Genomic DNA, 25,825 nt, shown 5'->3' with positions numbered 1-25,825 from the left:
TTATGTGCGGAATCGTAGGTGCGCTGGCACAGCGCAATGTGACGGGGATTCTTCTGGAAGGGCTGCGCCGCTTGGAGTATCGCGGTTACGACTCAGCCGGAGTCTGCTTAAGCAGTGGAGATGGCCAGCTGCAATTGCGCAAAAGCCTGGGCAAGGTCGCAGATTTGGAAGCCAAATTAAGTGAGGAGAGCGCCGAGGGTCATATTGGCATTGCCCATACCCGTTGGGCTACCCACGGTGTTCCCTCCGATGAAAATGCCCATCCCCATCTGTCTGGCCATATCGCTCTGGTTCACAACGGCATTATCGAAAACCATCAGGAATTGCGTTCAGAGCTTCAGGGAAAAGGCTATGAGTTTGAGTCTGAAACCGATACTGAAGTTGTGGTTCACCTTATTCACTCATTAAGTGCCGAGGGCCGCAGCCTGGTCGACTCAGTGACTGAAGCCACGCATATACTGGAAGGTGCCTACGCCCTCGCGGTTGTTAGTCATGAAGAGCCAGAAGTTTTGGCCTGTGCCCGCTCTGGTAGTCCGCTGGTCCTAGGGGTGGGCATTGAAGAGAACTTTATTGCATCTGATCCCATGGCCCTGCGACAGGTGACTGATCGCTTTATATTCCTCGAAGAGGGCGATGTGGCGGAAGTACGTCGCGGTGGCATCGCAGTTCGAGACAAGTTGGGAGAGGAAGTCAGTCGCCCGGTGCACAAATTGACCGGCGGTCATGAAGCTACTGATAAAGGGCGCTATCGCCACTTTATGCAGAAAGAGATTTTCGAGCAGCCCCAGGTGGTCGCAGCCACTCTGGCGGGCCGTATCGGTGAGCGCTCAGTGTTGGCCCAGGCCCTCGGTGCTCGCGCCCAGGAGATTTTGCCCAAGGTGCAGCAGGTACAAATAGTAGCCTGTGGCACCAGTTACCATGCGGGCATGGTAGCCCGCTATTGGCTGGAGGACTGGGCCGGTATTCCCTGCTCGGTGGAAGTGGCCAGTGAACTGCGCTATCGCAAGAAAGTGGTGCGTCCGGGAACGCTGTTTGTGAGTATTTCCCAATCCGGGGAAACGGCCGATACACTCGCCGCCCTGCGCCAGGGCAAGGACCTGGGCTATCTGGCCTCTATGACCATCTGCAATGTGCCCAATAGCTCATTGGTGCGAGAATCTGAGCTATCGCTAATGACTGAGGCGGGCCCTGAGATTGGTGTGGCCTCAACCAAAGCCTTTACGACCCAATTGGTAGCCTTACAACTGTTCTGTATCGCCCTCGCCAAGGTCAATGGACTGTCGGCGGAGCGTGAAGCTGAGCTGGTCAGCGCCTTGCACCAGTTACCTGAGCTAATGGAGAGTTTTACCGGTCTGGATAAGGTGGTTAAAAACACCAGCAAGGCCTTTGCAGAGAAGAACCACGCGCTTTTCTTGGGGCGTGGTGTCGAATTCCCCATTGCTCTGGAAGGCGCTCTAAAACTGAAGGAAATTTCCTATATCCACGCGGAGGCCTATCCCGCCGGCGAATTGAAGCATGGCCCCCTGGCACTGGTGGACGGCGATATGCCCGTGGTTGTCGTTGCCCCCAATGATGAGCTGCTGGAAAAACTCAAATCCAATTTGCAGGAAGTGCGTGCACGGGGTGGGCAACTGTTTGTTTTCGCCAGCCCCAAGGCCGGATTTACCAGTGAAGAAGGTGTTACCGTGGTGGAAGTTCCAGATTCCCCAGAGAGTCTGGCGCCGATTCTCTACACCGTGCCGCTGCAGCTATTGAGTTACCATGTGGCGTTGCTAAAAGGTACGGATGTGGATCAACCCAGAAACCTGGCTAAATCAGTCACGGTTGAATAACCGTTCACCTGCCGCAAAAGGTTTATGCACAAGCGAGTAAAGCTGTGTGAATTTACTACCTCTGATAGCGTCACCCTGCGCTATCTAGAGGCCGGCAACGGGCCCATATTATTGATGCTACACGGCTGGTCCCAGGGGGCGGTGTTGTATAAACACCAGCTCGCTGGGCTCAGCGATCAGTTTCGTGTGATCGCGCTGGATATGCGTGGTCACGGTCAGTCTGACAAGCCCAATCATGGCTATCGAATTTCCCGCCTCGCCAAGGACTTGCAAGAGCTGATCTCAAGTCTGCAACAGGAACCCCTTTATTTACTCGGCCACTCCGCCGGCTGCTCGGTGATATGGAGCTACCTGGAAATGTTTGGTGGGGATAGGGTCAGTGCACTAGTGCTAATCGATGAACCCCCCTGTCTACTGTCAGATCCCGCCTGGAGTGAAGCGGAGCGATTGTCTGCTGGAGGCATACTGACCCCGGAGAGCCTCTTCCAGTTTGTGGATAACCTGGTTGGAAAAAAAGGTGTTGAGGCCACTCGCCAAATTCTTATGTCTATGGTTACGCCTTTGATGGGGAAAACCCAACGGGATGAACTGGTTGCGGTTAATCTGCAGTGTCCCCGGCGCTGGGCTGCAAAGCTTTTTGTGGATAACGTAACAAAGGATTGGCGGGATTTTATCCCCAGGATTGATAAGCCGACGCTAGTGGCTTTCGGTCGTGCCAGTCCACACCCAATAGAGTGCCAGCAGTGGATTCACCAGCAAATTGTGGGTTCCAGGCTTGAGATCTTTGATGTGGCGGAAGGAGGAAGCCATTTCCCGTTTCTGGAAGCGCCACACAGATTTAATGCCCTGGTGAGTAAATTCCTTCTCAAGTTTTCCACAGATAGCCATTTCCCCTCGCCCTAGTTCAGCTTTGTGGATAACTGTGGATAGAGTTATCCATAGTTACTGGAATTTAAAAAAATAATTGAAACAGCTTCTGCGAGAAGGCAGTTTCTCCTGTGGATATTCCTTTTTAAGATACCTTCACACCCGTTACCCCATTGGAAAAGGATAAAACTGATGATGAAGGCCGTCGGTTATCAACAGTCTCTGCCAAGCAGTGATAAAGAAGCGCTACAGGATATAAGCCTCCCCATACCGCAAGTCTCCGGCCGGGATCTGCTGGTAGAAGTACAGGCCGTTTCAGTTAACCCGGTAGATACTAAAGTGAGGCAGCGGGCCAGCCCGGATAGCGGTCAGTGGAAAGTACTTGGCTGGGATGCTGTGGGCATAGTGAAAGCGGTAGGCCCGGAAGCGGGACTCTTTAAGGTTGGCGATCGGGTCTGGTATGCAGGCGACATCTCCCGCTCGGGCAGCAATGCCCAGTACCAGCTGGTGGATGAGAGAATCGTTGGTACTGCCCCCAAGACGGTTGGCTGTGCCGAGGCGGCGGCGCTGCCCCTCACTGCGATTACCGCTTGGGAAATGCTATTCGACCGCCTCCAAGTAGCGGTGGGTAAAGGGGCAAACAACAAGTCATTGCTGATCATTGGTGCCGCTGGTGGCGTGGGTTCGATTATGGTCCAGTTGGCCCGTCGTCTGACCAATTTGACTGTGATAGGCACTGCCTCCCGCCCCGAAACCAAAAGCTGGCTTGAAGAGCTTGGAAGCCACCATGTGATCAATCATCGTGAGTCTCTTAGCGAGCAGTTAAGCCGCGAGGGCATCGATGGCGTCGACTATGTTGTTAGCCTCACTAATACCGAAGAGCACTTGGCGGAAATTATCAAAAGTATCAGACCTCAAGGGAAGTTTGGTTTGATTGACGACCCCGCCTCCTTGGATGTTATGGCACTGAAGCAGAAGAGTGTGTCTCTTCACTGGGAGTTTATGTTTACTCGCGCGCTGTTTACTACCGAGGATATGGCTGCCCAGCATATTCTGTTGAATGAACTTGCGGAATTAATTGACCAGGGATTAATTAAAACCACTATGGGGCAGAATTTTGGGAAAATAAACGCAAGTAATCTTTTAAAAGCGCATCAGCTTATCGAATCCCAGGCTGCAAAAGGAAAGATAGTCCTGGAAGGTTTTTGATAGAGTAAACTCTCTCCTACTCAGAGTCATATCTATGACATCTGGGTGGGAATTTACTTTGAGTAAGCGGTCCTAATTATTCGATAAAAGAAACTAAGTGCAAGATACTTATTTTTCATTATTTGGCAGTAAATTTTTGCTTATATTTCTACAGGGCGAAAATAAACTGATAGAAAAGACATCAAAGTCACTTTTATATTTTTCCGCATTATGCAGTCACCATTTTATTAAGTTATTAATCCTCGCATAGAAAATAAAAGTCATGCTATAACCATGCCTCGGCATTTTTCAAAGATGAGAGGGCCGCTAGGTGGCTACGACAGAAAAAAATAAAACAAAAACCGGTATTGATGCTGCTGTTATGAATGGCGACATCAATATGTTGCTTGGCGAGCCAACCCAGCCGCCAGAACAAGTTCGTGAAGAGCGCAAGAGGAAGCTGACGGCGGCTTTTCGGCTGTTTGGAAAATTTGGATTTGATGAAGGCGTAGCCGGTCATATCACTGTCCGTGACCCGGAATATGACGATCATTTTTGGGTCAACCCCATGGGGGTTTCCTTTAAACAGATGACGATGTCACAACTGTTGCTGGTCAATCATCAAGGAGAGGTGGTTGAGGGGGATGGTTACCTTAATGGCGCTGCCTTTACTATTCATTCTCACATTCATAAAACCCGCCCGGATGTGGTAGCCGCTGCGCACGCCCATTCCCTTTATGGGAAAAGTTGGTCTACTCTCGGGCGCTTTCTGGATCCCATTACCCAGGATGCTTGTGCCTTTTATCGGGATCACGGTTTGTTGGATACTTTTTCCGGCGTGGTATTGGAAATGGGAGAAGGCGCAGCCCTTGCTAAAGCCTTGGGTAACCACAAAGCACTGATATTGCAGAATCACGGATTACTAACGGTGGGTAAATCCGTCGATGAAGCTGCCTGGTGGTATATCACTATGGAAAAAAGCTGCCAGGCTCAATTACTGGCGGAAGCAGCTGGGCAGCCTATTCTGATCGATCCAGAGGTGGCAATACGAACCCGGGCGGTTGTGGGAACTGAACTGGCGGGATTATTTAGCTTTCAGCCTCTTTACAATGTAATTGCAAAAGAACAGCCGGATATGTTTGAGTAAAGAAACCCCAAAAACACTGCCAAATTTGCAGAGTAATTTTTTGGAGCGCTGCAAAGCACTGGCACTTTTTCTCAGAATTTATTCCCTGTTTTCTATTCTCGCATAAACTTCCTGATATTGAGTGAACAGCACTAGGGAACCTCTGAATAACTCCATGATACCTCTGGCATGCAGAGCGGTTCACAATCAAGGCGCGGCTTCGCAGGAATGTCTAGACCTTTCAAGAAGTCGCAACGCGGAGTGTGAATCGCTCTGCAAGCCCCGAAGGGCGGGCCTTGAAGGCCACATCTGCTGCGTTGCAGCTCTTGCAAAGGGCTACGGCCATTCGCGGCGAACTGCGCCTAACATCTGCAGCCTTCAAGACCCGCAGAGGCATTACGGAGTTATTCAGAGGCTCCCTAGTTACTCGATAGAGATCTATTTCAATAAGGCGTCACAGGGAACTTTAGCGAGTAATGCACTATCTGGTTATTGCGCTGGTGCTGTTGTTAGTTGTGGCCATTACCCTGGTTATTGCGCGCCTGTTGCCTTTACCTATTCCACTGCCTTTATTGCAAATTGCTGCGGGAGCAATACTGGGTAGCTTTTTGGGAATAGAAATACCCCTCGAGCCAGAAATTTTTTTCCTGCTGTTTGTTCCGCCCTTATTGTTTATTGCCGGTTGGCGAATACCGAAAGGCGCTCTGTTTCGAGATATCGGTGCCATTGTTACCTTGGCTATTGGATTGGTGCTTTTTACCGTTGTGGGTATGGGATATTTTATTTCCTGGCTGGTGCCGGTCATGCCAATGGCGGTGGCTTTTGCAGTAGCGGCAATTTTGGCACCGACCGACCCCGTGGCGGTATCGGTGGTACACGGTGGAACTTCTATGCCACCACGGCTGGAGCATATCCTCGCCGGAGAGTCCCTGTTTAATGATGCCTCGGGATTGGATATTTTCCGTTTTGCAGTGATTGCCGCCCTCACCGGGACCTTTTCATTTCCCCATGCACTGGCTGGTTTTTTCTGGGTCGCTATCGGCGGTGTGGTTATAGGCGCTGGAGCAGCATTTGCCTGTGGATATATTTTGCGCCTGCTGGTCAGAGTTGGCGGTGAGGACACTACTGTACAAGTTCTAGTGAGCTTATTAGTGCCCTTTGCGGCTTATATCGCCGCCCATACTTTACAGGTATCGGGTATTTTGGCAGCTGCCAGTGCTGGAATTGCGACTCACTATACCACCTTACACGGCGCGGAAATGTCGACTACACGGATGGACCGCCGTGCAGTATGGAAAACAGTACAAGCAGTTCTTGACGGTATTATTTTTGTTTTGTTGGGAGAGCAATTGGTTCGAATTACCGGAGCGGATTTCTCCGGCGCGCGCCACACTGGTGACTTAACAATTATTTTTTATGTCCTGGCAATATTTGTTGTACTACTTCTCCTGAGATTTGTGTGGGTATGGGTCTCCCTATATCTCTCACGTTTTGGGCAGAAAGTAGAATCTTTTGGTACCCATTTTTTATTGGTTAGCGTGTTGACCATCGCCGGGGTAAGAGGGGCGATTACATTGGCGGGAGCCTTTTCCCTTCCCCTCGCTATGACAGATGGAAAGCCGTTGCCCGGCCGTGATTTAGCCCTGATTATTGCAATGGGCGTTATCTTGCTTTCCTTATTGCTGGCAAGTTTTTTATTGCCTGTTCTACTGCGCCGTTTACCCGAAGCCCCCAATTTTGCCGCTATCGGTGATGAAAAAGGTGCGCGAATATCTGCTGCCACAGCGGCAGTGAATCAGCTGATGAATATGCGTCATGATATTGATCGAGGTGAAAAAGATCGCGATCTCGCTTTTGAGGCGGTGGATCACCTTTTGGCTATTTATCGGCGGCGCATAAGCCTAGGAGAAGATGAAAGCGAGGATATTATCTGGATGCGTTCCAGGGTTGAGCGTCATTACCACCTTGCTGCACTTTCCGCTGAGCGCGAACAACTGCTGGAATTGCGTGTCTCCAGGAAGATTGATGATGAACTCCACCGCAAATTGGTTTTGGAGGTCGATCTGGTAGAGGCGAGCTTAATTAACAAAGAATAAATTTTCTCTTTTAATAGACACGCTTAAATTGGTGAAAACTTGATATGGAGTTTGTAGAGCTGTGTTCAGTTAATGGGGTTTCCCTTTTTCAGAAAAGAAAAATAGACAGTCCCCAGCGCGAGCCCCTGGGTAATTACTCAATCCCCTATCCCGCCAAGCAGGTGCAGTTCCGGGAGTTTAGTGAGGGGCAGCGTTTTGATTGGCACTGTGCCCCGCAGGCGCAGTTTATACTTTACCTTGAAGGCAGGGTGAAGCTCACAACCAGCTCCGGTGAACAATATACCTTTGCTCCCGGAGATATCTTATTAGCCAATGATTTACACGGAAAGGGTCATATCAGCGAGAGTCTGAGTCCTGGCAGGGCTGCCATTGTCATGCTTAATGACAACTCCTAGGGCCAATAACCGGCTTACTGTTTTTCCATCTCGGGCTTGGCTTCTTCCCAGTAGTGATCCAGATGCAGGTCCTTGTCGCGGCGGTCTTGTTGTAACGCCTGTAAAAGCTGCTCGCGATAGATTCGGCTTTGCGCAATATGCTGGGACTCATCGCGCCAGTAGGGGAAAAGTGCCTCCAGCATACGCTGGTCGTGCTGCTTGAATTTTAAGGCGGCGCGGCGCGCCTGTATGGGACTGAGTCCCAATAGTTCCAGCGCCTTTTCGCCGATGGTCAGGGCCGAGTCCACGGTCTCGCGGAAGATATAGCGGACCCCGGCTTCCATCAAAGCATATTGGTGCATACGGTTGCGGGCCCGGGCGAGGATGGTCACATTGGGGAAGTGTTTTTGCAGCTGGGCCACAATTTCCAGACAGGCGGCCTGGTCGCTCAAGGTCAGGATAACCAGCTTTGCGTTTTGGGCTCCGGCGGCGCGCAGCAGATCCTCTCGCGAGGCATCCCCGTAGTAAGCCTTGATACCATAGCGGCGCACCAGATCCAGCTGTTCTGCATTGCGTTCGAGCAAAGTGGTATTGAAACCGCAGGCATTTAGAAGTCGCCCGGCGATCTGCCCAAAGCGCCCGTAGCCAATAATGATTACCGGTGAGCCGGAATCCACAGGCGGTGATGTATCTATGTTGGCGGGAACCTCTGGGCCGGTGACAAACCGCGGCTGGATAAACTGTTCGTAGATCAGCAGCAGCACTGGTGTCAGGGCCATGGTCAGAGCAATTTGGGCTACTAACAGGTTGCCGATGTCCGCACTCAGGACCTGAAGCTGGGTAGAGAACGCCACCAGTACAAAACCGAATTCACCGGCTTGCGCCAATGACAGAGCGAACAACCAATCCTCGCCCTTTGACATTCGCAAGGTGCGCGCCAGGGCAAACAGCACGGTAAATTTAACCAGCACCAACGCCAATGCTAATCCGATTAGCACCAGCGGGTTGTCCGCGATCAGGGAGAAATTCAGGCTGGCACCCACGGCGATAAAGAAGAGGCCCAACAGCAGGCCCTTAAAAGGCTGTATATCCGCTTCCAGCTCATGGCGGAACTCGCTCTCGGCCAGCAGTACCCCGGCGAGGAAAGTACCCAGTGCCGGCGATAGGTCCAGCCAGGTCATTACCGCAGCTGCGGCAAATACGATAAGTAGCGCGCTCACGGTAAACAGTTCGCGCACTTGGCTGCCTGCCATTAGACGCAGTAAGGGACCGAGCAGGTAACGCCCGGCGAAAATAAAAGCCAGCATGGTGCCGATAACTGCCGATGCGTAATACCAACCACTCAAGCCACTTTCATGGGGGCTGGCAGCGGTACCTGCCAGCAGTGGCAATAGCGCGAGGATGGGAATAACAGCGATATCCTGGAACAAAAGTACCGCAAATGCAGCGCGCCCGCCCTGGCTTTTCAGCAGGCCCTTTTCACTGAGGGATTGCAATACGATCGCAGTTGAGGACAGTGCCAGGATCAGCCCGATAGCCACCGAAGAGCGCCAATCCATCTCGGAAAAGGCGAGAACCAATCCAGCGATGGCCGCAGCGGAAAACAGTAGTTGGGCACTGCCGGTGCCGAGGATAGCACCGCGCATTTTCCACAATTTCTTCGGCTGCAGCTCCAGGCCGATCAGGAACAGCATGAGTGCAACACCAAACTCGGCAACGTGCATTTCATCGCTGGCATCGCCGACTAAGCCTAGGGCACTTGGGCCTATGGCCACACCGGCGAGTAAGTAACCGAGGACTGAGCCCAGGCCCAGGCGGGTGGCAATGGGTACCGCAATCACTGCGGCAGCCATGAAAATTACTGCCTCAATAAGGAAGCCGGAGTGTTCCATTTAATCGTTATCGCTATTTGGCTGTCGGTTGCTGGGGCTCGTCGCGTTCGGGCTCAGAAAACTCCCGGCTGCGACGAATCAATGGCGCTATGGTAGAGCCCTGTACGACGATAGAAAAGAGCACCACGCCATAGGTCATGACCACCCACAGGTAGCGAAGGTCCTGTCCCTGGACGAAGGCACTGCCGGCGGGAATCGACATCGCCAGCGCCAATGCCAGACCACCTTTCAACCCTCCCCAGATCAAAATCCGGTTGGTATAGGGGTGGTACTTGCGGCGACTTTTTAAATACAGGAAGGGTATGCCGACAGCGAAAACCCGGGCGGTGAGAACAATGACAATGCCCACTGCCATCAGCAGGTAGTCGGAGGGGCGCAGGTCGATAGTAATCAGGAACAGGCCCACCAGCAGGAAGAGCAAACCGTTGAGGAAGTCCTCGGTGATGCTCCAGAAATTATCCAGCTCGTGTTGGCTCACCCGGGAAAAGCCGCGCTCGCGGGTAAAGTTGCCAATAATAATGCCACTCACCACCATTGCCAGGGCGCCGGAGACCCCGAGCACATTGGCCAGGGAAAAACCGGCAGTGGGAATAACCATGGTCAGCATCAATTCCAGGCTGTGATCATTGGTACAACAAATAGCCCAGTGGAAAACGCCACCAATGATCAGTCCCAGCAATATGCCCCCCAGTGCCTCGATAGCGAATAGCTCAGCCACTGCCGGTACTGTAGGTTGGCCGCCTTCGAAAGCGAGTGCGTAAATCACCGCGAAGATCACGATACCGAAGCCATCGTTGAACAGGGACTCACCTTCCACCTGAATGGAAACCTGCTCCGGGGCTTTCAGGTTTTTCATTATTGCCAGTACGGCGATAGGATCGGTGGGAGAGATCAATGCACCAAATAACAGGCAGTAAACAAAAGCCACCGGCATATTGATCAGCATCAGGAACCAGTAAAGAAGGGCCCCGACCACAAAGGTGGAAATGAGGGTACCGACAATGGCGAGAAGACCGATCTCCAGTTTCTGGTTGCGCAGCTCCAACAGATCGATATGCAAACTGCCGGCAAAAAGCAGAAACCCGAGCATTCCCTTGAGCAGAATATCCTCAAGGTTGAGGAGCGGCAGAAGCTGATCTGCCCAGGTGCGCAACTCTACCACCCCCAACTTGCCGAGGGCGGTGACCAATAGTGATAAGGCCAGGGCACCGGCGGTAATAGCGATCGTGGTTTGGGCGCGCAATACGTATTGGTTCAAGAAACCCAGAAAAACTGATACGGCGGCAAGAAAACAAAAGGTGTAATAAACTTCCATGCCGTGTGTGGACTCCAGCGCTGAAATATTCTCGGATGGTTTAATGCCATTTTGGGGAGCGCCCCGGCGGCAATTTATATGATGGTGAGTGTGCCGTTATTGTAGTCGTGCAGAGGCTGCTCGATTTCCCTTGGCGTGGATCTAGGGCAACAGGATTACACCGGGGCGGGCCGCGCGGGCACAAGCGGCCAACTCCCTTTTATATGGGCGCGCAATTGTAGCGGCTCTAGGGCGCCAGACAACTGCATTTTTCAGTTTTGCGCTCAAACGGATCGACTTCCCCTACCCACTAAAATTCATTAATGCCTTAGCTTTTTAAACATTACTTCATTACTTACTAACTGCCAATTAGTAGATTCCTACTGACTATTGAAAATAAAAAGGATGATTGTCACGCCAATCTAGTAGTTTTTATCCCTCCTGAGTAAAGGCAGCTACCGACTATCTCATGAATTTTTACGACAGTGTCTACACTGGTTGATAGTCCATACCCATAAATGCGCAATTGAGGAAGTAGTAGTGAAGCATTCGATATTGTGCGACACCTCTAAGCTGATCGGTCGGGTACTGATGTCGCTGATCTTTATATTTGCCGGCTGGAATAAAATTGGCGGCTACGAAATGACAGAGGCCTTTATGGTTTCCATGGGGATACCCGGCTTCATTTTGCCCCTGGTCATCGTTATAGAGTTGGTGGGAGGACTCGCGGTGTTACTGGGGATATTCACCCGGATATCTGCTTTTGTTCTTTTCCTGTTCTGTCTCGCTTCGGCCTTCCTGGTACACCTATCCCCTGGTGATGCAACAGAAATGACCAGCTTTATGAAAAATATCACGATTGCCGGCGGTTTCCTGATTCTTACCTGTGCCGGTGCCGGTCGCTTTAGCCTGGACCATTGGATACGCGGTAAGTAGATTTCAGCAACAGTTGTAGAGAGGAATTCAAGCCAATTGCAATCGTGCTTCATTGGGGAGAAATAAGCCGGGCCTATACTGCTGGGATATAGGTAATGACTCTACAGGATTACCATGAAGCTTTTTTATGCACCGGGTGTTTGCTCTCTATCGCCTCATATTGTTGCTTGTGAAGCAGGGATCAATCTGGGCCTGCAAAAGGTCAATCTAAAAACCCACGAGCTGGAAAACGGCGACGACTTTACAAGGATTAGTCCTAAAGGGTACGTGCCGGCACTGCAACTGGAAGGCGGAGAAGTACTGACAGAAGGTCCGGCAATCGTCCAGTTTTTGGCGGAACAAAAGCCCGACGCGCAACTGGCGCCACCAGTGGGCACCCTGGCCCATTACCGGCTTCTCGAGTGGCTCAACTTCCTCAGTGCTGAAGTCCACAAGCTATTTAAACCACTGTTCTGGCATGGTACAGAAGAGGAGCAGGAGGACTCCCGGGTTAGGCTTATCCGCTGGTTTGACTATATCGAAGGGCAGCTTGATAAAGACTACTTAATGGGAGACGGTTTCACGGTTGCCGATGCCTACCTGTATGTTCTCTCTCGCTGGCTGAAACATCAGCAGTTTGATATGCCCCGGTGGCCCCGGCTTCAAGCATTCCAAAAGAGAATGGAAGGAAGGCCCGCAGTGCAGCGGGCGCTTCAGGAGGAAAGTTTAGAACCGGTGTAAAGAGCTGCCGTTAACGCGGGGTAAAGCGCCGGGTTGCAGGGATATCGGACTCGATCGGTTGGCGAACCTTCGCGACGAATAGTGCAGAGAGTAGTGCCACAAAAGCACAGCCCGCCATAGATCCTGCAATAGGTGTCAGGGTTCCGGTGTGCAGGCTGCTCGCCAGTCCACCCAGTATCCCCCCGGTAATAAACAGAGCGGCGCCGTATAGCGCGTTGGCACTACCGCTGATTTTGGGGAAGAACTCCAAATAACAGGCGGCGGCATTGGGGCCGGTAATACCGATACAGCTCATCACCAGTACCAGGGGAATCATCCACAGGGTAAGTTCTTTGACTCCTGTCATAGTTCCCAGCAGCAGCAGGCCGCAACCCAATAGCTGCAACACAATACCCGCCAGCAGGATATTGCGCGGCTCAAAAAAGTTCAGTAGGCGGATATTCACCTGAACCATGCAAATTAGCCCGAGTACGCAGATACCAAAAAACAGTGGGAACTGATTCGCGCTAACACCGAAGTAATCCATAAACACAAAGGGCGCGGTGGTGATGTAGATAAACATCGAACCGCTGACACAGGCCTGTGCAATCAGGAACCCAATAGCGCGGGGATTGCGCAAAACCTGGCCGTAGCTGCCCACGAGAGACTTTAGCGGCATCATCTGGCGGCGTGCGCGGGTAAAGCGGGAGACGGTCTCCGGTAACAGCAACTGTACTAGTACGAGCATTGCCAAAGCGTACAGTAACAAAAAGACGAATATACTCTGCCAGCCGCCAACGGCTAGTAGTGCGGAGCCGATCACCGGGGCGATCAGTGGTGCAATCAGCATGATGGTGCTAATCAGGGAAATAATTTTTGCCGCCTCACGGCCACTGTGTAGGTCGCGCACAATTGCAGCACATATTACTGTGGCAAAGCCGCCGCCAACTGCCTGGCAGAAGCGCAGGATAATCAGTTGGTCTACATGGTCGGTAAACAGGACTAACAGGGAGCTGGCTATATAGATACTGAGGCCGATGGTTCCTACAAGGCGCCGTCCCCAGCGATCTGATAATGGTCCGCCAAACAGTTGTCCGAGGGCAAAGCCCAGCAGAAAACTGGACACTGAGTACTGCATCCGCTCGACTTCTGTATCCAGGGCCGCCGCCATCGCCGGAATGGCCGGCAGGTAGCTGTCGATGGAAAAAGGTGTCAGAGAAACGAGTGCGGCCAGCCACACCACTAGCCAGCGCGGGGCTTTCTCGTCCGGGTTAGAAGCGATGGATGTCATTATGTTGCTCAGGTACAGCCTGGAAGGATCTTCCCGGCAAAGCCCAATTGGCGGGAAATGGCTTTGGTAGAAACGGGCGGGCACATTGTCCCTTGCCCGCTTTGGATATCAGGGAGTTTAGTGCTTGTCTTCCCGCAATGTGTACAGTCCCTGTTTCAGTTTCAACAGGTGCTCCTGTAGCTGAGGACCTTTGCGCTGGGCTACGCCGATAGCGAGGACATCGATTACCACCAGATGAGCGATGCGCGAGGACAGCGGCGTATAGATCTCAATATCCTCTTCTACATCCACTTCCAGTGGGATGCTGGCTTGCTGTGCCACCGGCGAGCCGCTGGGTGCCAAACCAACCACCAGAGCGCCCTGCTCTTTTGCCATGCTCATGGAGCGAAGTAACGCCTTGGTGCGACCGCTCTGGGAGATAGCTACTACTACATCCCCCGCTTGCATGGACATGGCCGACATATTCTGGATGTGGTGGTCCGAGTGAGCAGCGGTGGCTAACTGTAGGCGGAAGAACTTGTGCTGGGCATCGGCGGCGACGGCACCGGAGGCGCCAAAACCGAAGAATTCCACCCGCTTGGAAGCGGCCATCGCAGTGACAGCGGCCTCGAGGGCACGGTCGTCAATTCTATCGCGGACTTTCAGCAGGGTATCCACCGTGGAGTCGAAAACCTTGCGCTTGTATTCGGCAATGGTATCCGTTTCCGTAACCGCAATCTGGCCGAAGCTGGGGCTGGAAGCCAGCTGCTGCGCCAGGTTCAGCTTGAACTCCTGGAATCCGGAGCAGCCCACGGCGCGGCAAAAGCGCACCACGGTAGGTTCACTCACCTGGGCTTCAGTAGCCAGGTCGACGATGCGCATATGAATGATTTCATCGGGGTTGGCGAGAATATACTCCGCCACCTTGCGCTCTGATTTGCGCATGGATGACAGTTGTTCACTGATTCGTTGCGTTACTTCCGCCGGTTTCACAGGACTTCCTTCTCTATGCCAGATGGCGCAGTTTAGCCGCTGTGCCCTCCGCTGGCGAGCGACATTACATTGTCAGGCAGGGCAAAATCCTGTTTATTTACACAGGTCTTGTGCATCAGCTCTGGTACAATCTTCGCCCATGGACGTATCTCAGATTTTAGACCCCCTCAACGACGCCCAGCGCGAAGCAGTAGCTGCCGCGCCCGGCAATCAATTGGTTCTGGCCGGTGCCGGCTCGGGCAAGACCCGGGTGCTGGTACACCGCATCGCCTGGCTGATGCAGGTGGAGGGCGCCTCGCCCTACTCCATTATGGCGGTAACCTTTACCAACAAGGCGGCCCGCGAGATGCGCGCCCGTATCGAAGAACTGCTGGGGGTGAATACCTTTGGCATGTGGGTGGGCACCTTCCACGGCCTGGCTCACCGCCTGCTCAAAGCTCACTGGCAAGAAGCCAAGTTGCCGCAGAATTTCCAGATCCTGGATTCCGACGACCAGCTTCGCCTGATCAAGCGGGTACAGGCAGATCTTGGGCTGGATGATAAAAAGTGGTCACCGCGGGAAACTCAGTGGTGGATTGGCGCGCAGAAAGATGAAGGTCTGCGGCCGCAATATATCAATGCCGGCGCGGATCCCTGGTTGCAGACCATGGTGCGAATCTATTTCGCCTATGAAGAGGCCTGTCAGCGCGGTGGATTGGTGGATTTCGGCGAGCTGCTGCTGCGCGCCCACGAGCTCTGGCTAAATAACGACGCTATTCTGGCCCACTACCGCCGGCGTTTTCCCCATATCCTGGTGGATGAGTTCCAGGACACCAACACGATTCAATATGCCTGGTTGCGCCTACTTGCCGGTGAGCAGTGCCATATCACCGCCGTGGGTGACGATGACCAGTCCATCTACGGTTGGCGCGGTGCCAAGATCGAGAATATCCAGCACTTTTCCACAGATTTACGAGAAGTGCAGACGGTGCGACTGGAGCAGAACTACAGATCCACCTCCACCATTCTGAACGCGGCCAATGCGGTGATCGCCAATAACAGTGGTCGCTTGGGCAAAGAGTTGTGGACCAAGGGTGAAGAGGGTGAGCCCATCGCCGTCTACGCGGCCTACAACGAACAGGATGAATCGCGCTTTATTGTCGAGCGAATCAATGACTGGGTGCGCGACGGTAATCGCCGCGACAGCATCGCTATCCTCTACCGTTCCAATGCCCAATCCCGGGTACTTGAAGAGGGGCTTTTGCGCGAGCAGGTTCCCTACCGTATCTATGGCGGCCAGCGCTTCTACGAGCGCCTGGAAATCAAGAATGCCCTGTCTTATTTACGCCTGATTACCAACCGCGATGATGATACTGCGTTTGAACGGGTAGTGAATACGCCCACCCGTGGCATCGGCGCGCGCACTGTAGAGATGGTCCGCTCTTATGCCCGGGAGCAGGGCTGCTCCCTGTGGCAGGCGGCCAAGCTGATGTTGCAGCAGCGGGTATTGGCTGCTCGCGCCGGCAATGCCCTGCAGAGCTTCCTGGACCTGATTAACCAGCTGGCAGCGAATGCAGAAGATAAAGAGTTGGATGCTATTGCTGAGGATGTGATCGAAAACAGCGGTTTGCTGGAGTTTCACGGCAAAGAGAAAGGCGAGAAAGGCCAAACACGAGTGGAGAACTTGCAGGAACTGGTCACTGCCTGTCGCGGCTTTACCGGTGCAGGCCTGCCCGAGGGAGAGGAAGATGAGGAGAAAATCCCGCTTCTTAACCAGTTCCTCGACAGCGCTGCCCTCGATGCCGGTGAAGGCCAGGCGGATGAGTTTGAGGATGCCGTCCAGCTGATGACCCTGCACTCCGCGAAAGGTCTGGAGTTTCCCCTGGTATTTATGGCGGGTGTGGAGGAAAACCTGTTCCCCCACAAGATGTCGGCGCAGGAGCCCGGCCGCATGGAGGAGGAGAGACGCCTCTGCTACGTGGGTATCACCCGCGCCATGCGCAAGCTATACATTACCTACGCGGAAAACCGGCGTCTGTTTGGCAGCGAAACCTATAACAGCCCTTCTCGCTTTATCGGCGAAATTCCACCTAATTTGGTGCAAGAAGTGCGCCTGAAGACCGAAATTTCCCGCCCGCTCTATCAGGCGGATTACGGCAAGGTAGGCCAGTTTTCCGACCCGGCGCCAGACTTCGATGATTTGCCCCCGCTGGTCCTGGGCGGGCGAGTGGACCACGCCAAGTTTGGTGAAGGAACTGTCATTGAGTTTGAGGGAACGGGTCCTCGAATGCGGGTGCTGGTTAATTTTGACGATGTTGGCGACAAGAGGTTGATACTTTCAATGGCCAAGTTGCAGCCGCTTTAAGTGATGGCTTGAGCTGGCACTAAGCATTAAATACTGAGTGCCGGAGCATGTCGGTACCGAAAGGCATGCAGAATTGAAAGTTAGATAGTGGTGAATGGATTCCAGCGATAGCGGGAATCCATTCAAAATACCAAGGTAAAATCACAGCGGACTTCCTCTGAAGACCTAAGTTGGCGACCAAAGCGTCTGCCGATAATTTGTACAATACAAAAATAACGATAAATTAGTGGCAATGAAAAAACTCAATTGGTACCCGGCTATCATTCTCGGGCTCTTAGCCCTGCTCGCCATTACCTTCGCCGCCCTGGTAGCTTCCCGTGCAGCAATGGGCCCTGCCCAGCACTTTTCTGCAGAGGGCAATAAAGAGCTGTTTGAGTGGAAATTAGTTACTACCTGGCCCAAGAATTTCCCTGGCCTCGGCAGTGCGCCGGAGCGTTTTGCCAAGAAAGTCGAGGCGATGTCAGCCGGGCGTCTCAGGATCAAAGTGTACGGTGCCGGTGAGTTGGTACCTGCCCTGGGCGTATTTGGTGCTGTTTCGGAAGGCGCCGCGCAGATGGGACACGGCGCGGCCTATTACTGGAAAGGCAAGGTGCCCGCAGCCCAGTTTTTTACCGCAGTGCCATTCGGATTGAACGCCCAGGAAATGAATGGTTGGTTGCACCACGGCGGTGGTCTCGAACTCTGGGAGGAGATCTACGAGCCCTTTAACCTGATCCCACTTGCGGGGGGCTCCACCGGTGTACAGATGGCGGGCTGGTTTAACAAACCGATTGAGTCGGTGAAGGATTTAAAGGGCCTAAAGATGCGTATTCCCGGCCTGGGTGGTGAGGTTTTAAACCGCGCAGGCGGCACTGCGGTGACCATTCCCGGTGGAGAACTCTACACCGCCCTCCAGACTGGAGTGATCGATGCTACCGAATGGGTGGGGCCCTACAACGATCTCGCTTTTGGTTTCCACCAGGTCGCTGAGTATTACTACTACCCCGGGTGGCATGAGCCGGGCTCTATCCTGGAATTTATCGTTAATAAAAAGGCGTTCGAAAAACTGCCTGCTGATTTGCAGGAAATAGTGCGAGTCGCCGCCCGTGAAGCTAACCAGGATATGCTGGACGAATACACGGCACGCAATAACCGGGCCCTCAAGGAGCTGGTAGAAGAGCACGGGGTAAAAGTGGAGCGCTTGCCGGAGGATGTTCTGTCTCACCTGAAGAAGATCAACAACGAAATTATGCAGGAGACGGCGCAGCAGGACCCGGAGTTTGCCCGTGTTTACAAAGCCTTTAAGGAATTTGAACGGGATGTGAAGCCCTACCACGAGATCAGTGAAGAGGCTTACTACCAGGCGAGAGAGTTAAAGGAAGATTAGCGCCCAACTACTGGGCCGATGATATTGCCGGCTGTGTTGCTCTACAGCCGGCGAACTCGAAATCTACAATCAGGGCAGCGGCCTGGTGCGGCCGGCATCGTCGATAGCGACAAATACAAACTCACCCTCGGTAACCTTAACCTGCTCACCAGAATCCACCCGCGTCAGCCAAACCTCAACCATAGTACGAATTGAGGAACGCCCTTCTTCAATGGCTTCCGCATAGCAGCTGACTGTTGAGCCAACCGGAACCGGGCGCAGGAAAACCATGCTGCCCACTGCAACGGTTGTGACACGGCCGCGCGCCATGGTTTGCGCGAGAATGGCGCCAGCGAGGTCCATCTGCGACATCAGCCAACCGGCAAAAACATCCCCCTGCGGATTGGTATCGCGGGGCATAGCCAGGGTTTGCAGGGTTAGCGTGCCTGTGGGTTGCGGATCTTCATCGAGAGCTGACAGTGCGGACATCGGGTACTCACAGATTGTTAGAGTTATTGGTTTCCACTACTGGAATGGTGGCGCATTCTAGCACAATTTGGCCAGTAATTGACCAGAATAAATTTCGGCCTTTAGTCGACCGTAGACGCGTTTTTGGCCGTTGGTGCTGCCTCTCAGCCCTGGACGGCTCTCTACATGACGCAGATCACTATTGCTGAACCACCCCCGGCAACCAAGTGGCCAGGGCCGGCCATATCGCCAGCAGGCAGAGCAGTAAAAGTTGAATGGCAATAAAAGGTGCTACCCCGCGATAGATGGCCGATGTCGCGACAGAACTGGGGGCCACCCCGCGCAGGTAAAAGAGGGCAAACCCAAATGGAGGCGTTAGGAAAGAGGTTTGCAAATTGATGGCAATCATAATGCCGAGCCACACCGGATCGACGCCCATTGCCAGCAGTACCGGGCCCACAATTGGTACCACTACAAAGGTGATCTCGATAAAGTCGAGGATAAAGCCCAGCAGGAAGATTACCAGCATCACCAACAGGGTCGCGCCGATTACCCCTCCGGGCAAGCTGTGGAAAAATCCTGTCACCAATTCTTCACCGTTGTAACCGCGAAATACCAGAGAAAATAATGAAGCGCCAATCAATATGGCGAAAACCATTGCCGAGACCTGAAGTGTACTGCGGCCGATTTCCCCGGCGCGCTTAAAGCTTAGTGCTCCGCGACTGGATGCCAGTAACGCCGCCCCCAGTGCGCCGACGGCGGCCGCTTCTGTAGGGGTGGCAGCGCCAACGATGATTGATCCGAGCACAATCAGCATTAAGGCAATCGGGGGCAAAAGACTGCGAAGCAGCTGGGCCTTATCCACTTCTGGAGGCTCGCTGCTCTCTGTGGGTTTGGGGCGACGGGCAATAAATAATAGATAAATGATATAGGCGGCCACCAGCAGTAAGCCGGGAATAATTGCCCCTACAAACAGATCCCCTACGCTGACTGGCTTGGGATTGAAAATGCCTGCAGACAGTTGTGCCTGTTGATAGGCATTGGAGAGGGTGTCACCCAACAGAACCAAGGCAATAGAGGGAGGGATAATTTGCCCGAGGGTACCAGTGGCGCAGATAGTGCCGGTAGCCAGTTTGGGGGAGTAGCCACTTTTTAACATGGTGGGCAGTGACATCAGCCCCATGGTGACTACAGTTGCACCGACGATGCCAGTACTGGCGGCGAGCAGCGCGCCCACTACCACTACGGAAATGGCGAGTCCCGAGGGAGCCCCCATAAAGGCTTTGCTCAGATTAACCAACAAATCCTCGGCAATCTTGGCTCGCTCCAGTATTACCCCCATCAGCACAAATAGCGGAACGGCAACCAGAGTGCCGTTTTGCATAATGCCGTAGAGGCGATCGGGGAAAGCGCGCAGCAACTCAGCATCAAATACGCCATACACAATACCCAGGCCCGCTGATAGCAGGGCGGTACCCGCGAGGGTAAAAGCTACTGGGTAGCCGAACATAAGCAGAGCGCAGACGGCTGCAAACATCAGAAAGGGGATTAGCTCAATCACACTTCGGCCCCTTCTACCTGCTTCAGTACTGCTTTTGACGACGACATTGGAATGGACTGTTGTTGGGGCAGCATCAATTGCACCAGCGCGCGAATAAACTGGGCCAGCCCCGCCAGAGCCAGGGTGACGGCGGACAGAGGAATCAGGCTCTTCAGTAAAAATACCCCAGGCAGGCCGCCGGCGTTCGCACTGTCTTCAAAAACTGACCAGCTATTCAGTACAAAGTGCCAGCTGCTTATAAATAGAAAGACGCAAAGCGGTAAGAGGAATATCAGATAGCCAATTGCATTGATCCAGGCTTTGGCCCTGGCGCTCATCCTGCGGTAGAAGACATCCACCCGCACATGGGCATCGGTCTGCAACGCATAGGCCAGCCCCAGCATAAAGGCGGCACCGTGCAGGTAAATCACGGATTCCTGTAGGGCGATAGAACCGGTATTGAAGCCGTGGCGCATCACCACAACACAGCTTTGTAACAGAACCATGGCCCAGGTGAACCAGGACAGCAGTTGCCCGGTATGACTGGTCAGGCGCTCGAGTGCCTGCGCGCTGCACAGCAGAAAACGCATGGGGGCTTCTCTCTTTACATCTTATTGTTATTTATGTTGCTCGAAGGTTAACCCTTTGCCCGCTCTCATGCCAGCAGGGTAAAAATACAGCTGTAACCTTTTTGTAATCTTTTATTCATAGAATCGTCACCCGTTGTTCCTAGCATCGCCGTGTGAAATAAAAACACTCATCGGAGTTACACAATGAACAAGCAAATTCTGGCGACTTCTCTGGCAGCCCTGACCCTGGCAACTTCACAGGTTGCTATGGCAGCGCGCGATTACATTAGTGTTGTAGGTTCCTCTACTGTTTACCCGTTTACTACGACTGTGGCGGAGCGTTTTAGCCGCGCAACCCAGTTTAAAACTCCAGTCGTTGAGTCCACTGGTACTGGTGGTGGCATGAAGTTGTTCTGCCAGGGTGTTGGAGAAAGCACTGCGGATATCACCGGTGCCTCCCGTCGCATCAAGCAATCCGAACTGGAAATGTGTAACAGCAACGGTGTTGATGTTGTTGAAGTACAGATCGGTTACGACGGCATCGTTCTTGCAAATGCTAAGAAAGCGGCTCCCTTTAAGCTGACTCGTAAGGACATCTTTCTGGCCCTGGCTAAGGAAGTTCCTAACCCAGACGGTTCTGAAACTCTGGTAGCCAACCCCTACAAGACCTGGAAGGACGTAAACCCAGCTCTGCCCAACACCAAAATCGAAGTTTTGGGTCCGCCCCCCACTTCCGGTACTCGCGATGCTTTTGCCGAGCTGGCAATGGAAGGTGGCTGTAAGAAGTTTGGCTGGATCAAAGCCATGAAGAAAACAGACAAGAGCGCTTACAAAGCGATCTGTCACAACGTTCGTGAAGACGGCGCTTATGTTGAAGCCGGTGAGAACGACAACCTGATCGTGAACAAGCTGGTTGCCAACCCCAACGCCCTGGGTATCTTCGGCTTTAGTTTCCTCGACCAGAATGCTGACAAGGTACAGGGCTCCCTGATCGAAGATCAGGCCCCTACTTTCGACTCCATCGCTGACCAGAGCTACCCGGTTTCCCGTCCGCTGTTTATCTACGTTAAGAAGCAGCACGCTGACGTGGTTCCCGGTGTTAAGCAGTTCCTGGCTGAATTCACCAATGAGCGCGCTTGGGGTGAAGATGGCTACCTGGCTGACAAAGGTATGATTCCTCTGCCTACCGAGAAGCGTCAAAAGATTGCTACTGATGTGCGCAAGCTGAACGCACTGAGTAATCTCGCAGCCAAGTAAAAAAATTCTGGAGTTGTACTGTCAAAGGGAATTGACGGCCAAGCTCGAAAGGGCTTGGCCGTTCTTTATAAGAAGACTCACAAATTGTCGCCCCCCCTGTGATGGAACGCGGGGATAAAGTCTGGATAATGCCAGCGACGATATTTTTAGTACGGTAATTCAATGCAAACCCCCACACTGTTCGCACTTTTGCTGCTCCTGATATTAGTGGCCTACGGCACTGGCTTTCGCCGTGCAGTGAACGCTGCTCGCAGTCTTGGCGGCGTTCGCAATCTGGCCGCCCTGCCCAGTTATTACGGATTACTCACCGCCCTTTGGTGTGGTTTGCCAGCACTGATATTACTCTGTGGCTGGTTGGTATTTGACGATTCGATCATCCGTGCGATGGTCATGAATAGTATTGCCGATAAGCCGGAGAGCATCTCCGGGCAGAACCTTCTCTACGCGCAGATCCAGAATCTCGCGGCGGGCCACCTGATAGGTGAAAAGTCCCCACAATTGCAGAGTGCTGCGGACTACCTCAGTCAGTTGCGTTCCAGTTCCAATAATTTACAGGCCTTCCTGAGTTTGGTGTTGGCCAGCGGCCTTGCCGCTTTTGCACTGCTGCGCTTTTCTCCCAAGCTGCGCGCTCGCGAAAAAGTTGAAAAAGTGCTGCGCACGGTGCTGATTGCCTGTGCCAGCGCCGCGATTCTAACCACTGTCGGTATTTTGTTATCGGTATTGTTTGAATCCCTGCGTTTCTTCCAGTCCGTGCCGGTGAGTGAATTTCTGTTTGGATTGCACTGGAGCCCACAGATGGCCCTGCGCGCAGACCAGGTGGGATCGAGCGGTGCTTTTGGTGCTGTCCCGCTGTTTACCGGAACCCTGATGGTGTCCGCGATCGCCATGTTTGTGGCGGTACCTGTGGGATTGATGGCGGCTATTTATCTGGCGGAGTACGCCAGTAAGCGCGTGCGTTCCCTGGCCAAGCCAGTACTCGAAATTCTCGCCGGTGTACCCACCGTGGTATACGGCTTTTTTGCTGCCTTAACCGTTGCTCCATTTATTCGCGAGCTGGCCACCTCTATGGGCCTACAGGCCTCCAGTGAAAGCGCACTGGCCGCTGGCCTGGTGATGGGAATCATGATCATTCCCTTTGTTTCCTCTCTGTCCGATGACGTGATCAACGCGGTGCCCCAGTCCCTGCGCGATGGCGCCCTGGGTTTGGGTTCCACCCAGTCCGAGACGGTGCGCAAAGTTGTGATTCCTGCGGCACTGCCTGGCATCGTCGGCGGTGTATTACTGGCGGTTTCCCGCGCAATTGGTGAAACCATGATTGTGGTGATGGCCGCCGGGCTCGCGGCGAACCTCACCGCAAACCCGCTCGAATCGGTCACGACTGTGACGGTGCAGATTGTGACTCTGTTGGTTGGCGACCAGGAATTTGACAGTCCCAAGACCCTCGCCGCTTTTGCTTTGGGCCTGATGTTGTTTATCTCCACTTTGGTGCTGAACTTTATTGCCTTGCACGTAGTGAAAAAATACCGGGAGCAGTATGACTGATCTTACTCAGGCGCAGGTTCGCGAGCGAATAGAAAAAAGCCTCGCCAGCCGTCACCGCAAAGAAAAGCTGTTTCGTGGGCTGGGTATCGGCAGTATCGCCTTTGGTGTACTCGCTGTACTGATTTTGTTCACTGACATTATCAGCAAAGGCAGTGGTGCCTTTGTGCAGACAGCTATCCAACTGGAGGTGCACTACGACGAACAGGTTCTGGGCATCGATAAGGTCGATGATGAAAGTCTGACCTGGGCAAACTTCACCGGTGTTATTCGCCAGTCCCTGCGCGAACGCTTTCCTACTGTGACTGGTCGCAGTGACAAGCGTGAGCTCTACAGCCTGGTTTCCTCCGGAGCACCTTTTACCCTGCGCGATCGTTTGGCGGCGAATCCGGAACTGCTGGGTAAATCCGAGAAAGTCTGGCTGTCAGTCGATGACGATGTGGATACTTTCGTCAAAAGCCTGAAGGACTCCAAAGAGGGATTCCGTGGTCGTACCTCGGACCAGAAGGCCGGTTGGATTGAGCAGCTGTTGGACAGCGGTGAACTGAAGAAGCGGTTCAATACCATCTTCTTTACCAATGGCGACTCCCGTGAACCAGAGCAGGCGGGTATCCGCGCAGCCTTGATGGGGTCCCTGTTTACCCTGTTGGTAACTCTCGCACTGTCATTCCCTATCGGTGTGGCGGCGGCGATTTACCTGGAAGAGTATGCGCCCAAAAACCGTTGGACCGATTTGATTGAGGTGAATATCAATAACCTCGCGGCAGTGCCTTCTATTGTTTTCGGTCTTTTGGGCCTGGCGATATTTATTAATTTCTTTGAGTTACCGCGTTCGGCACCCCTGGTAGGGGGCTTGGTACTGACACTGATGACCTTGCCCACGATTATTATTTCCAGCCGCGCGGCTTTGAAGGCGGTGCCACCCTCAATTCGCGAGGCGGCAATGGGTATGGGGGCTTCACGTATGCAGGTGGTTTTCCACCATGTGCTGCCCCTGGCGATGCCGGGAATGTTGACTGGCGCGATTATCGGTATGGCCCAGGCCCTCGGTGAGACGGCACCCCTATTGATGATTGGTATGGTCGCTTTTATTGTCGACGTACCTGCCGGGGTAACCGACCCGGCCACCGTGCTGCCTGTGCAGATTTTCCTGTGGGCAGACAGCCCGGAGCGCGCCTTTGTCGAGCGGACTTCCGCAGCCATTATGGTGCTGCTGAGTGTGCTGATTGTGATGAATACCAGCGCGGTATTGCTGCGCAAGAAACTTGAGCGCCGCTGGTAACAGAGCGCGGATTATCAGAAAGCGGGATATTATATGAGTACCATGACCCTGGATGCCGCCAGCCAAACTGATGCGGCGCAATCCGATGTTGCGGGTAGGCAAATGATGAATGATCGGGCTGATGTTAGAGAAACAGTTGGCCAACCCTTCTGTGACACCGCCAAGTTGCGTATGCGCAATGTGAATGTTTTCTATGGTGAAACCCAGGCGATCCACTCGGTCGGTCTCGATATTGGAAAAAATGAAGTGGTTGCCATGATCGGTCCCTCCGGCTGTGGTAAGTCGACGTTTTTACGTTGCCTCAACCGCATGAATGACACCATTGAAGGTTGTCGCGTCGAGGGCGAGTTAAGTCTGGATGGTGACCCCATCTATGGCCCCAAAGTGGATGTGGTACCCCTGCGCGCCCGCGTCGGTATGGTATTCCAGAAACCAAACCCTTTTCCCAAGTCCATTTACGAGAATGTGGCCTACGGCCCAAAAATCCACGGCATTGCCAGCCGCCGCGCCGATCTGGATGAGATCGTAGAAAATAGCCTGCGCCGCGCCGGTCTGTGGAATGAGGTTAAAGATCGTTTGGACAAGCCGGGTACGGGTCTGTCCGGTGGTCAGCAGCAGCGCCTGTGCATTGCCCGCGCTATTGCGGTGAGCCCGGAAGTGATCCTGATGGATGAGCCCTGCTCTGCCCTGGACCCGATTGCAACGGCGCGAATCGAAGAGCTGATCGATGAGCTGCGCCAGAACTACACTATCGCAATCGTTACTCACTCGATGCAGCAGGCTGCGCGGGTGAGTCAGCGTACGGCTTACTTCCATTTGGGGCATTTGGTGGAAGTTAACGATACTGAAACGGTGTTCACCAACCCCGAGCACGAACTCACTGAAGCCTATATCACCGGCCGCTTCGGCTAAGG

At 53.3% G+C, this 25,825-nt stretch carries 21 protein-coding genes; 14 read left to right on the top strand and 7 right to left on the bottom strand.

Annotation, left to right across the window (positions count from 1 at the left end):
- Positions 1 to 2 precede the first annotated feature (2 nt).
- The 6 genes from glmS to ACJJIE_RS16770 all read left to right on the top strand — a co-directional run bounded on the left by glmS (position 3) and on the right by ACJJIE_RS16770 (position 7,504).
- A complete protein-coding gene (gene glmS / locus ACJJIE_RS16795) occupies positions 3 to 1,832 on the top strand; it encodes a glutamine--fructose-6-phosphate transaminase (isomerizing) (RefSeq protein WP_444892405.1) in 1,830 nt (609 codons plus the stop codon).
- Between the two features lie 24 nt (positions 1,833 to 1,856).
- On the top strand, positions 1,857 to 2,735 hold the full coding sequence (locus ACJJIE_RS16790; RefSeq protein WP_444892404.1) for an alpha/beta fold hydrolase: 879 nt from the start codon (positions 1,857 to 1,859) through the stop codon (positions 2,733 to 2,735).
- 156 nt (positions 2,736 to 2,891) lie between these two features.
- Positions 2,892 to 3,908: a zinc-binding alcohol dehydrogenase family protein gene (locus tag ACJJIE_RS16785; protein ID WP_444892403.1), complete on the top strand. Its 1,017-nt coding sequence runs from the start codon at positions 2,892 to 2,894 to the stop codon at positions 3,906 to 3,908.
- A 310-nt stretch (positions 3,909 to 4,218) separates the two neighbouring features.
- Entirely contained in the window at positions 4,219 to 5,034 is an 816-nt protein-coding gene (locus ACJJIE_RS16780; RefSeq protein WP_444892402.1) for a class II aldolase/adducin family protein, read from the top strand.
- Positions 5,035 to 5,489: 455 nt separating this feature from the next.
- Positions 5,490 to 7,109, top strand: coding sequence for a Na+/H+ antiporter (locus ACJJIE_RS16775; RefSeq protein WP_444892401.1), 1,620 nt, complete (start codon positions 5,490 to 5,492; stop codon positions 7,107 to 7,109).
- Between the two features lie 44 nt (positions 7,110 to 7,153).
- A complete protein-coding gene (locus ACJJIE_RS16770) occupies positions 7,154 to 7,504 on the top strand; it encodes an AraC family ligand binding domain-containing protein (RefSeq protein ID WP_444892400.1) in 351 nt (116 codons plus the stop codon).
- A 14-nt stretch (positions 7,505 to 7,518) separates the two neighbouring features.
- Here the strand turns inward: ACJJIE_RS16770 and ACJJIE_RS16765 are convergent, their stop codons facing one another.
- Both ACJJIE_RS16765 and ACJJIE_RS16760 read right to left on the bottom strand, forming a co-directional pair.
- Positions 7,519 to 9,375: a monovalent cation:proton antiporter-2 (CPA2) family protein gene (locus ACJJIE_RS16765; protein WP_282930597.1), complete on the bottom strand. Its 1,857-nt coding sequence runs from the start codon at positions 9,373 to 9,375 to the stop codon at positions 7,519 to 7,521.
- Positions 9,376 to 9,388: 13 nt separating this feature from the next.
- Positions 9,389 to 10,690 (bottom strand): cation:proton antiporter, encoded by a 1,302-nt coding sequence (locus ACJJIE_RS16760; protein WP_282930598.1) that lies wholly within the window; start codon positions 10,688 to 10,690, stop codon positions 9,389 to 9,391.
- A gap of 519 nt (positions 10,691 to 11,209) precedes the next feature.
- Here ACJJIE_RS16760 and ACJJIE_RS16755 point away from each other — a divergent pair.
- Both ACJJIE_RS16755 and gstA read left to right on the top strand, forming a co-directional pair.
- The gene (locus tag ACJJIE_RS16755; RefSeq protein ID WP_282930599.1) at positions 11,210 to 11,605 is read left to right on the top strand and encodes a DoxX family protein; all 396 of its coding nucleotides are present in this window, start codon (positions 11,210 to 11,212) and stop codon (positions 11,603 to 11,605) included.
- Between the two features lie 114 nt (positions 11,606 to 11,719).
- Positions 11,720 to 12,325: a glutathione transferase GstA gene (gene gstA, locus ACJJIE_RS16750; RefSeq protein WP_444892399.1), complete on the top strand. Its 606-nt coding sequence runs from the start codon at positions 11,720 to 11,722 to the stop codon at positions 12,323 to 12,325.
- 10 nt (positions 12,326 to 12,335) lie between these two features.
- Here gstA and ACJJIE_RS16745 read toward each other — a convergent pair whose 3' ends face one another.
- The gene (locus ACJJIE_RS16745) at positions 12,336 to 13,595 is read right to left on the bottom strand and encodes a multidrug effflux MFS transporter (protein ID WP_282930601.1); all 1,260 of its coding nucleotides are present in this window, start codon (positions 13,593 to 13,595) and stop codon (positions 12,336 to 12,338) included.
- 117 nt (positions 13,596 to 13,712) lie between these two features.
- Positions 13,713 to 14,567, bottom strand: a complete 855-nt coding sequence (hexR, locus tag ACJJIE_RS16740; protein WP_282930602.1) for a transcriptional regulator HexR — start codon at positions 14,565 to 14,567, stop codon at positions 13,713 to 13,715.
- Between the two features lie 139 nt (positions 14,568 to 14,706).
- Between hexR and uvrD the strand changes: the two genes are divergently transcribed.
- Together uvrD and ACJJIE_RS16730 are read left to right on the top strand one after the other, a co-directional pair.
- A complete protein-coding gene (uvrD, locus tag ACJJIE_RS16735) occupies positions 14,707 to 16,911 on the top strand; it encodes a DNA helicase II (RefSeq protein ID WP_444892398.1) in 2,205 nt (734 codons plus the stop codon).
- A gap of 232 nt (positions 16,912 to 17,143) precedes the next feature.
- Entirely contained in the window at positions 17,144 to 18,277 is a 1,134-nt protein-coding gene (locus tag ACJJIE_RS16730; protein ID WP_444892397.1) for a TRAP transporter substrate-binding protein, read from the top strand.
- Between the two features lie 69 nt (positions 18,278 to 18,346).
- Here ACJJIE_RS16730 and ACJJIE_RS16725 read toward each other — a convergent pair whose 3' ends face one another.
- From ACJJIE_RS16725 to ACJJIE_RS16715, 3 genes are all read right to left on the bottom strand, one after another.
- Positions 18,347 to 18,736, bottom strand: coding sequence for an acyl-CoA thioesterase (locus ACJJIE_RS16725; RefSeq protein ID WP_108735392.1), 390 nt, complete (start codon positions 18,734 to 18,736; stop codon positions 18,347 to 18,349).
- Positions 18,737 to 18,923: 187 nt separating this feature from the next.
- Complete coding sequence (locus ACJJIE_RS16720) at positions 18,924 to 20,285, bottom strand: TRAP transporter large permease (RefSeq protein WP_444892396.1); 1,362 nt, start codon at positions 20,283 to 20,285, stop codon at positions 18,924 to 18,926.
- On the bottom strand, positions 20,282 to 20,854 hold the full coding sequence (locus tag ACJJIE_RS16715) for a TRAP transporter small permease subunit (protein ID WP_444892395.1): 573 nt from the start codon (positions 20,852 to 20,854) through the stop codon (positions 20,282 to 20,284). The genes ACJJIE_RS16720 and ACJJIE_RS16715 overlap by 4 nt, the downstream gene beginning before the upstream one ends.
- A gap of 183 nt (positions 20,855 to 21,037) precedes the next feature.
- Here ACJJIE_RS16715 and ACJJIE_RS16710 point away from each other — a divergent pair, with 183 nt between their 5' ends.
- From ACJJIE_RS16710 to pstB, 4 genes are all read left to right on the top strand, one after another.
- The gene (locus tag ACJJIE_RS16710) at positions 21,038 to 22,090 is read left to right on the top strand and encodes a PstS family phosphate ABC transporter substrate-binding protein (protein WP_282930607.1); all 1,053 of its coding nucleotides are present in this window, start codon (positions 21,038 to 21,040) and stop codon (positions 22,088 to 22,090) included.
- 162 nt (positions 22,091 to 22,252) lie between these two features.
- The gene (gene pstC / locus ACJJIE_RS16705) at positions 22,253 to 23,632 is read left to right on the top strand and encodes a phosphate ABC transporter permease subunit PstC (RefSeq protein WP_444892394.1); all 1,380 of its coding nucleotides are present in this window, start codon (positions 22,253 to 22,255) and stop codon (positions 23,630 to 23,632) included.
- Complete coding sequence (pstA, locus tag ACJJIE_RS16700) at positions 23,625 to 24,911, top strand: phosphate ABC transporter permease PstA (protein WP_282930609.1); 1,287 nt, start codon at positions 23,625 to 23,627, stop codon at positions 24,909 to 24,911. Before pstC ends, pstA begins: the two co-directional genes overlap by 8 nt.
- Positions 24,912 to 25,013: 102 nt before the next feature.
- Positions 25,014 to 25,823: a phosphate ABC transporter ATP-binding protein PstB gene (pstB, locus tag ACJJIE_RS16695; protein ID WP_282934617.1), complete on the top strand. Its 810-nt coding sequence runs from the start codon at positions 25,014 to 25,016 to the stop codon at positions 25,821 to 25,823.
- Positions 25,824 to 25,825 lie beyond the last annotated feature (2 nt).

This window comes from Microbulbifer maximicatervae (SeqCode) (genome assembly GCF_052467325.1).
This window is presented reverse-complemented; position numbering and strand designations above follow the sequence as displayed.

Excerpts from the sequence above, each read along its gene's own strand:
- pstC (WP_444892394.1), top strand. The coding sequence starts at position 22,253 with ATGCAAACCCCCACACTGTTCGCACTTTTGCTGCTCCTGATATTAGTG.
- ACJJIE_RS16760 (WP_282930598.1), bottom strand. The coding sequence starts at position 10,690 with ATGGAAGTTTATTACACCTTTTGTTTTCTTGCCGCCGTATCAGTTTTT.
- glmS (WP_444892405.1), top strand. The coding sequence starts at position 3 with ATGTGCGGAATCGTAGGTGCGCTGGCACAGCGCAATGTGACGGGGATT.
- ACJJIE_RS16745 (WP_282930601.1), bottom strand. The coding sequence starts at position 13,595 with ATGACATCCATCGCTTCTAACCCGGACGAGAAAGCCCCGCGCTGGCTA.
- ACJJIE_RS16715 (WP_444892395.1), bottom strand. The coding sequence starts at position 20,854 with ATGCGTTTTCTGCTGTGCAGCGCGCAGGCACTCGAGCGCCTGACCAGT.
- ACJJIE_RS16730 (WP_444892397.1), top strand. The coding sequence starts at position 17,144 with ATGAAAAAACTCAATTGGTACCCGGCTATCATTCTCGGGCTCTTAGCC.
- ACJJIE_RS16775 (WP_444892401.1), top strand. The coding sequence starts at position 5,490 with ATGCACTATCTGGTTATTGCGCTGGTGCTGTTGTTAGTTGTGGCCATT.
- ACJJIE_RS16710 (WP_282930607.1), top strand. The coding sequence starts at position 21,038 with ATGAACAAGCAAATTCTGGCGACTTCTCTGGCAGCCCTGACCCTGGCA.
- pstB (WP_282934617.1), top strand. The coding sequence starts at position 25,014 with ATGATGAATGATCGGGCTGATGTTAGAGAAACAGTTGGCCAACCCTTC.
- ACJJIE_RS16790 (WP_444892404.1), top strand. The coding sequence starts at position 1,857 with ATGCACAAGCGAGTAAAGCTGTGTGAATTTACTACCTCTGATAGCGTC.
- ACJJIE_RS16770 (WP_444892400.1), top strand. The coding sequence starts at position 7,154 with ATGGAGTTTGTAGAGCTGTGTTCAGTTAATGGGGTTTCCCTTTTTCAG.
- ACJJIE_RS16765 (WP_282930597.1), bottom strand. The coding sequence starts at position 9,375 with ATGGAACACTCCGGCTTCCTTATTGAGGCAGTAATTTTCATGGCTGCC.
- gstA (WP_444892399.1), top strand. The coding sequence starts at position 11,720 with ATGAAGCTTTTTTATGCACCGGGTGTTTGCTCTCTATCGCCTCATATT.
- uvrD (WP_444892398.1), top strand. The coding sequence starts at position 14,707 with ATGGACGTATCTCAGATTTTAGACCCCCTCAACGACGCCCAGCGCGAA.
- ACJJIE_RS16785 (WP_444892403.1), top strand. The coding sequence starts at position 2,892 with ATGATGAAGGCCGTCGGTTATCAACAGTCTCTGCCAAGCAGTGATAAA.
- pstA (WP_282930609.1), top strand. The coding sequence starts at position 23,625 with ATGACTGATCTTACTCAGGCGCAGGTTCGCGAGCGAATAGAAAAAAGC.